This window comes from Ectopseudomonas oleovorans (assembly GCF_003052605.1).
In the GTDB taxonomy this organism is placed as follows: domain Bacteria; phylum Pseudomonadota; class Gammaproteobacteria; order Pseudomonadales; family Pseudomonadaceae; genus Aquipseudomonas; species Aquipseudomonas oleovorans_A.
In genome coordinates this window covers 1-6,544 of sequence record NZ_QASO01000081.1, presented here as the reverse complement: position 1 = coordinate 6,544, position 6,544 = coordinate 1, and the positions used below count along the sequence as shown (strand labels likewise).

Here is a 6,544-nt window from a genome sequence, read left to right as displayed (position 1 = left end):
AGGTGCTCTGACCCACTTGCGAATCGTGTTGCGCGCCAACCCGGTGCGCTTGGCTATCTCATGCAGCGACAGCTTGTCGCGGAAATACATCCGGCGGATTTTGCACCCATCATTTCCATACTGATCACCCTGTGTTCTCCTGCTCAAAAATTGAGCAGAAGCAGTTGAACACCTGGGTCAGTTTTCAGTCGGCAGAACAGCCTCTACTGGGTCAGTTTTCGGTCAGCGGCAACACATCGGATAGACAGCTTTCACGACTGCTGCTACCTTATTAAAAGGTAATACCTTTAGATAAAGAGGGCTAACCATGGCCACTTCCATCAAAATTGATGACAAGCTAAAAGGCCGCATTCTGCAGTTGGCGAGCCAACGCCAGCGCTCGTCTCACTGGATCATGCGCGAGGCAATCACCCAGTACGTCGAGCGTGAGGAGGCCCGTGAGAGCTTCAAGCAGGAAGCCCTGGCATCGTGGGCGGCATATCAGGAAACCGGACGGCATTTGACCAGCCAAGAAACTCGGGCCTGGCTCGGTAGCTGGGGAACAGATACTGAGGTAGAGCTTCCCAAGTGCCACGATTGATTGTTACTGAAGGCGCGGCGAAGGGCTTGGAGCGTTGCCGGCGATTCCTCTCAGACAAAGATCCGCAGGTCGCGCGCCGTGTTGCACAGGCAATCGAGCGCCAATTCGCTCGATTGGAGGAAAGTCCGGAAGTAGGGCGTCCATTTCCAGATCTGCCGGAGCTGCGTGAGCTCATCATCGAATTTGGTGACTCAGGTTACGTAGCGTTGTACCGCTATGAGCGTGCAGATGACACCGCCTATGTCTTGGCCTTTCGCCATCAAAAAGAAGCTGGCTACTGAGGCTGGACAGCAGCTTTCGGGCTCCCGGCAAGAATCGACTCCAGCCTCTCTCCCAATAACCGCCATGCTTCGGTCTTTTCCTTGGCGTAATCGTGGTGCAGGTAATGCCGGCGTACCTTGGAGCCACCCAGCAGGTGGTTCTGGCAGCGATCAATGATTTCCAGCGTGACACCGAGCTCCTGCATCATGGTTGCACCTGTGCGACGCAGGTCGTGTGGTGTCCATTCGCCCTTTATGCCCTTGCTCAGTACCAGTGAGTCGTCATGATGTCGGCCAGCCAAAGGCTTGGTACGGTTTTTGAACCGGCACTGCCGGTCTCCGATTAGCTTGCTGACAGTCTTGGTATCAACGTGGCTTTTACCGTCCTTGCTGGGGAAGCAGAACGGTGTATTACCGGTTTCTTTCTGCAGTCGCGGGAACTGCGCGATGGAAAAAGCTGATAGGAACACATGGTGATCCTGACGTTTGCCTTTATGGCCTTTGGTAGCCTCGGCAGGGATGAACCAGGTGCCTTTCTTCAGGTCCAGGTAGCGCCACTCGGCCTTAAGCAGTTCGCCGATACGACATAGGGTGCTCAGGCAGATCCACAGAGCGCACTGGACTCGCGTGTTGACCGGGCGAGTGCCGGAATACTTCTGGCCAGCGGGAAGCTCTTCGTAGTCTTTCTGCTCGACTCCTTACTCCAGTGCTACCCGATTGGAGGCGTAGTACTCTGGGAAACGGATCAGAAGGTGCCGTATCGCTATTTCGTCCAGGATTACCTACCAGGCCACTATGCGCGTCAGGTAGATGAGGGGCGGTGGGGCGCAGCCAAGGCTCTGGTATATGACGGTCAGCAACGCTTGCAAACGTTGTACTCGGTGCTTCGACATCGTTTCAACGGGCGCATTTTGCACTTCGATTTGCTGTTCGACTCAGCAACAGCTGAGGCGGATGAGACTGGTTTTTTGTTTCGTGATGCTGGCGAGGAAGCGGATCCGCGCTATCTGCGTATGACCGAGTGGAATCCGCAGCCTGCGTCGGGTTTTGGCCCAGGCGATAGATGAAGGGCTGTTCACCCATCTCGAATGCGGTATGGAGTTGCTGCAGCAGGTCGCCTGAGTCGCTCAGACTTGCCTTTGTGAATTTATCTCTATAGATTTTCATGAAATTAATTATTAAAAATTTCATGAGCCATTTATGTTTCGCCACGCCAGTGAGCACGTCGACAGCTATTACGCCCATAGCTGCAAGGATCGACTGACGCATCATCCCGTGCTGCAAGATGATCTGCAGTGCGATGTGCTGGTGATCGGTGCTGGTTTCAGTGGCCTGCACACTGCTTTGCGCCTGGCCGAAGCAGGGCGCAAGGCCATTCTGCTGGAGGCCAGTCGTGTGGCCTGGGCAGCCTCTGGGCGCAACGGCGGGCAGGCGATTCTGGGCTGGTCCTGCGATATGCCGCCGCTGGAAAAGGCGCTGGGCATCGAACGCGCCCGCCGTCTTTGGGATGGCATGAGCTGGGCCGCCCGTGAGCTGCGTGAACTGCCCCAGCGCCATGGCTTCGACTGCGATTACCGACGTGGCCATCTGTGGACGGCGGTGCTGCCGCGCCGCGTGGCGCTGTTGCATGAATGGCAGGAAGAGGCCGCCTATAAGTGGGGGCACCGCGCGCTGCAGTTCGTCTCTCGTGAGCAGATGCCGCAATGGGTCGCCAGTGAGCGTTATCAGGCAGGTCTGTATGACCCAGAAGCCGGCCACCTCAACCCGCTCAAGCTGGCACTGGGTCTTGCCGAGGCCTTCGTTCGCGCCGGCGGGCAGATCTTCGAGCAGAGCCGTGCGCTGAGCCAGGAGATGCATGGTGACGGCTACCGCGTGCGTACCGAGCAGGGCAGCGTGCAGGCCGATCAACTGGTTCTGGCCTGCAACACCTATATCGACGATCTGGAGCCGCACCTGGCCCGGCGCATCCTGCCGGTCGGCACCTACCAGATCGCCACCGCGCCGCTAGGTGCGGAGCGCGCCGAGGCCTTGCTGCCGCGCAATGCCTGCGTCACCGACAACCAGTTCGTCCTCGATTACTTCCGCCGTACGCCGGATCACCGTCTGCTGTTCGGCGGGGGCTGCACATACCTCGGCGGTTTGCCAAAGGACATCGCTGCTGCCACGCGGCCATTCCTCGAGCGTGTATTCCCGCAGTTGTCAGGCGTGGCCATCGACTTTGCATGGGGCGGGCATATCGATATCACCCGTGCGCGCACGCCGGATATCGGTGGCGAGAACGGCCGCTATTGGCTGCAGGGCTTTTCCGGCCATGGCGTGCTGCCCACGCTCGCGGCGGCGCGGGCTGTCAGCGACGCGATCCTCGGTCATGACGACGAACTGGCCCTGTATCAGCAGTTGCGCAACCCCGCCTTTCCATTTGGTGAGCGATTGGCGGCGCCGCTCGAGGCCATTGGCAAGGCCTGGTACCGATTAAGAGACAGCTTCTGAAATGGACAGCCCAGAGATGGACAAGAACCTGGAAATGGCGGCCCTGGCCGTGCTCATCCACGACCTGCGCAAGCACAAGAAGGTCACCCTCAACGAGCTGGCCGAGCGTATCGGTCGTTCCGTGGGCTTTCTCTCGCAGGTCGAGCGTGGCCTGTCGCGCCCGACAGTGGAGGATCTGACTGCCATCGCCGAGGCGCTCGACGTACCCACCACCTATTTCTACAGCCTGCCCAAGCCCAAGGCGCTGGACTGGGTGACTCGTCCGGACGAGCGCCGCACCCTGTACCTGGCCGGTGGCATCACCGACATCATGGCGTCGCCGACCTTGCAGGGCGCGTTCATGGTCGTCGATAGCCTGCTCGAACCGGGGGCCAGCAGTGGCGAGCGGCAGATGAGCGACCGCTCCGAGCAGGCCGGCTATGTGCTCGAAGGTCAGTTGACGCTGTGGCTGGGCGAGGACGAAGAGAGTGCCACCCTCTATCCCGGTGATGTTTTCCAGGTGCCGAGCTATGCGCGCCTGCGTTATGCCAACCAGGGCGACACCCCCGCACGGGTGTTGTGGATTTACACCTGAACCTTCCCGTGAACCCGGAAATAATCACAATGAACGCCACCCGAGTCGAGCTGCTCGACGAAGTCCGTCAATTTCGCCAGGTCCACCCCGAGGTGCGCTTCGTCGACCTGATCTGTCTGGATATCCCCGGGCATTTCTATGGCAAGCGCTACCCCATCGAGATGCTGGAGAAGGTCGCCGCTGGCAGCGCCCTGAAGTTGCCGCAGAACTGCGTACTGCTTGGCGCCCAGGGCGGGCTGTACGAGATCGGTGACTACTGCTTCCATGACGGTGACCCGGACGCGCCACGGCGGCTGATCCCCGGCACGCTCAAGCTGGTGAACTGGGAGCGCCAGCCGCTGGGGCAGATGCTGATCAGCTCCGACGGCACCGAAGCACCGATCGAGTTCGAGCCGCGCGAGGTGCTGGCGCGCGTGGTGCAGCGCCTGGCCGCACGCGGCATTCGCCCGGTGGTGGCCTTCGAGCTGGAGTTCTACCTGTTCGACAAGGCGCTCAAGGACGGCTTGCCGCAGTACCCGCGCGATGACCTGAGTGGCGATGCCGACGACCAGCCGAACATGCACATCGAACGGCTGTCGCGTTTTTCCGAGGTGCTCGACGACATCACCGAAACCGCGCGTCTGCAGGGCATCGACACCACGGTGATCACCGCCGAGATCGGCCCGGGGCAGTTCGAGATCAACTTCAGCCACAACATGGATCCGATGCAGGCGGCCGACTGGTCGGCGCTGTTTTGCCGGGTGACCCGTGGCGTGGCGCTCAAATACGGCCATCGCGCCAGCTTCATGGCCAAGCCGTATCTGCAGTATCCGGGCAGCGGCATGCACATCCACGTTAGCCTGTACGACGAGGCTGGCGATAACCTGCTGGCGCGTGACGAGCAGCGTCCGCTGCGGCATGCCGTGGCCGGTTGCCTGGAACTGCTGCCGGAGCTGATGCCGATCTACGCGCCGAACCACAACAGCTATCGCCGCTTCGGCGCCCAGGTGAACTCGGCGAGCAAGGCCAGTTGGGGCTTCGAAGATCGCGACGCCTGCGTGCGTATTCCCGAGTCGGACGCGCGCAACCTGCGCCTGGAATTCCGCCTGCCGGGCGCCGATGCTAACCCCTATCTGGTGCTGGCGGCATTGCTGACCAGTATCGAGCAGGGCCTCGACGCCAAGGTTGAGCCCATTGCACCGCTCAATGACGACCGCGAAAGCGGTGTCGACTTTCCCAAGGACATGCTCGACGCCGTGCGCCGCATGCAGGCCAGCGAGCGCGTCGCCGCTGGCCTCGGCAGCGAGTTCGTCATGGTTTATTGCGAGAACAAACGCCAGGATCACCTGGCCTTCATGCACGACATCAGCCCGCGCGAATACCGCTGGTACCTGTGATGTCACGGATAGAAGGAGGCGCCATGAACAACGCCGTAAACAACCCCAAGACCGCCCACTGGCAGGCTCTGAGCCAGGCCCACCACCTGGCGCCGTTCAGTGATTACAAGCAGCTGGCCGAGAAGGGCCCGCGCATCATCACCGAGGCAAAAGGCGTGCACCTGTGGGACAGCGAGGGCAACAAGATCCTCGATGGCATGGCCGGCTTGTGGTGCGTGGCCGTCGGCTATGGCCGCGAGGAGCTGGTCGAAGCTGCCGCTACGCAGATGCGCCAGTTGCCGTTCTACAACACCTTCTTCCAGACCGCCCATCCACCGGTGCTGGAGTTGGCCCATGCAATTGCCCAGCTGGCGCCGGCCGGCATGAACCACGTGTTCTTCACCGGCTCGGGTTCGGAAGGCAACGACACGATGCTGCGTCTGGTACGCCACTACTGGGCATGCAAAGGCCAACCGCAGAAGAAGATCATCATCGGTCGCGACAATGGCTATCACGGCTCCACCGTGGCCGGCGCCAGCCTTGGTGGCATGAAGTTCATGCACGAGCAGGGTGACCTGCCGATTCCGGGCATCGCCCATATCCCGCAGCCGTACTGGTTCGGTGAAGGTGGCGACATGAGCCCGGCGGCCTTCGGCATCTGGGCTGCCGACCAGTTGGAGAAGAAGATTCTCGAACTGGGCGAGGAAAATGTTGCAGCGTTTATCGCCGAGCCGATCCAGGGCGCCGGTGGTGTGATCATCCCGCCGGAAACCTACTGGCCGCGGATCAAGGAAATCCTCGGCAAGTACGACATCCTGTTCGTTGCCGACGAGGTGATCTGCGGTTTCGGCCGTACCGGCGAGTGGTTCGGCAGCCAGTACTACGACCTCAAACCTGACCTGATGACCATCGCCAAGGGCCTCACCAGTGGCTACGTGCCGATGGGCGGGCTGATTGTCAGCGACAAGGTGTTCGAGGTGATCGAGGCGCATGGCGACTTCAACCACGGCTTCACCTATTCCGGCCACCCGGTGGCCGCTGCGGTGGGCCTGGAGAACCTGCGCATTCTCAGGGAGGAAGGCATCGTCGAGCGGGTTAAAGCGGAAACGGCACCGTATTTGCAGCGTCGTCTGCGTGAGCTGGCGAATCACCCGCTGGTGGGCGAAGTGCGCGGCGTCGGCATGCTTGGTGCCATCGAGTTGGTGCAGGACAAGGCGACGCGCACACGTTATCCGGGTGACAAGGCGGTAGGCATGATCTGCCGCGGCCACTGCTTTAATAACGG

At 60.8% G+C, this 6,544-nt stretch carries 7 protein-coding genes and 1 pseudogene; 7 read left to right on the top strand and 1 reads right to left on the bottom strand.

The window, feature by feature from the left end; translation table 11 throughout:
- The first annotated feature begins 307 nt into the window (after nucleotides 1–307).
- Entirely contained in the window at nucleotides 308–580 is a 273-nt protein-coding gene (locus DBO86_RS13595) for a CopG family ribbon-helix-helix protein (protein WP_003461245.1), read from the top strand.
- On the top strand, nucleotides 568–861 hold the full coding sequence (locus DBO86_RS13590) for a type II toxin-antitoxin system RelE/ParE family toxin (protein ID WP_003461247.1): 294 nt from the start codon (nucleotides 568–570) through the stop codon (nucleotides 859–861). Before DBO86_RS13595 ends, DBO86_RS13590 begins: the two co-directional genes overlap by 13 nt.
- Here DBO86_RS13590 and DBO86_RS13585 read toward each other — a convergent pair.
- Nucleotides 855–1,529: pseudogene (locus DBO86_RS13585) on the bottom strand (site-specific integrase); the annotation flags it as partial. The gene DBO86_RS13590 and the pseudogene DBO86_RS13585 sit on opposite strands and share 7 nt — an antisense overlap.
- On the opposite strand from DBO86_RS13585, the gene DBO86_RS13580 reads away from it, so the two are divergent.
- The 5 genes from DBO86_RS13580 to DBO86_RS13555 all read left to right on the top strand — a co-directional run.
- Complete coding sequence (locus DBO86_RS13580; RefSeq protein ID WP_306811993.1) at nucleotides 1,458–1,907, top strand: GmrSD restriction endonuclease domain-containing protein; 450 nt, start codon at nucleotides 1,458–1,460, stop codon at nucleotides 1,905–1,907. The pseudogene DBO86_RS13585 and the gene DBO86_RS13580 overlap by 72 nt on opposite strands.
- A gap of 133 nt (nucleotides 1,908–2,040) precedes the next feature.
- Nucleotides 2,041–3,330 (top strand): NAD(P)/FAD-dependent oxidoreductase, encoded by a 1,290-nt coding sequence (locus tag DBO86_RS13570; protein WP_108233924.1) that lies wholly within the window; start codon nucleotides 2,041–2,043, stop codon nucleotides 3,328–3,330.
- A 16-nt stretch (nucleotides 3,331–3,346) separates the two neighbouring features.
- Nucleotides 3,347–3,904, top strand: a complete 558-nt coding sequence (locus DBO86_RS13565; RefSeq protein WP_074914745.1) for a helix-turn-helix domain-containing protein — start codon at nucleotides 3,347–3,349, stop codon at nucleotides 3,902–3,904.
- Between the two features lie 29 nt (nucleotides 3,905–3,933).
- Nucleotides 3,934–5,280, top strand: a complete 1,347-nt coding sequence (locus DBO86_RS13560; protein ID WP_100547961.1) for a glutamine synthetase family protein — start codon at nucleotides 3,934–3,936, stop codon at nucleotides 5,278–5,280.
- A gap of 23 nt (nucleotides 5,281–5,303) precedes the next feature.
- A partial coding sequence (locus DBO86_RS13555) for an aspartate aminotransferase family protein (RefSeq protein ID WP_108233923.1) occupies nucleotides 5,304–6,544 on the top strand: 1,241 nt, incomplete at its 3' end.

Excerpts from the sequence above, each read along its gene's own strand:
- DBO86_RS13560 (WP_100547961.1), top strand. The coding sequence starts at position 3,934 with ATGAACGCCACCCGAGTCGAGCTGCTCGACGAAGTCCGTCAATTTCGC.
- DBO86_RS13565 (WP_074914745.1), top strand. The coding sequence starts at position 3,347 with ATGGACAAGAACCTGGAAATGGCGGCCCTGGCCGTGCTCATCCACGAC.
- DBO86_RS13570 (WP_108233924.1), top strand. The coding sequence starts at position 2,041 with ATGTTTCGCCACGCCAGTGAGCACGTCGACAGCTATTACGCCCATAGC.
- DBO86_RS13595 (WP_003461245.1), top strand. The coding sequence starts at position 308 with ATGGCCACTTCCATCAAAATTGATGACAAGCTAAAAGGCCGCATTCTG.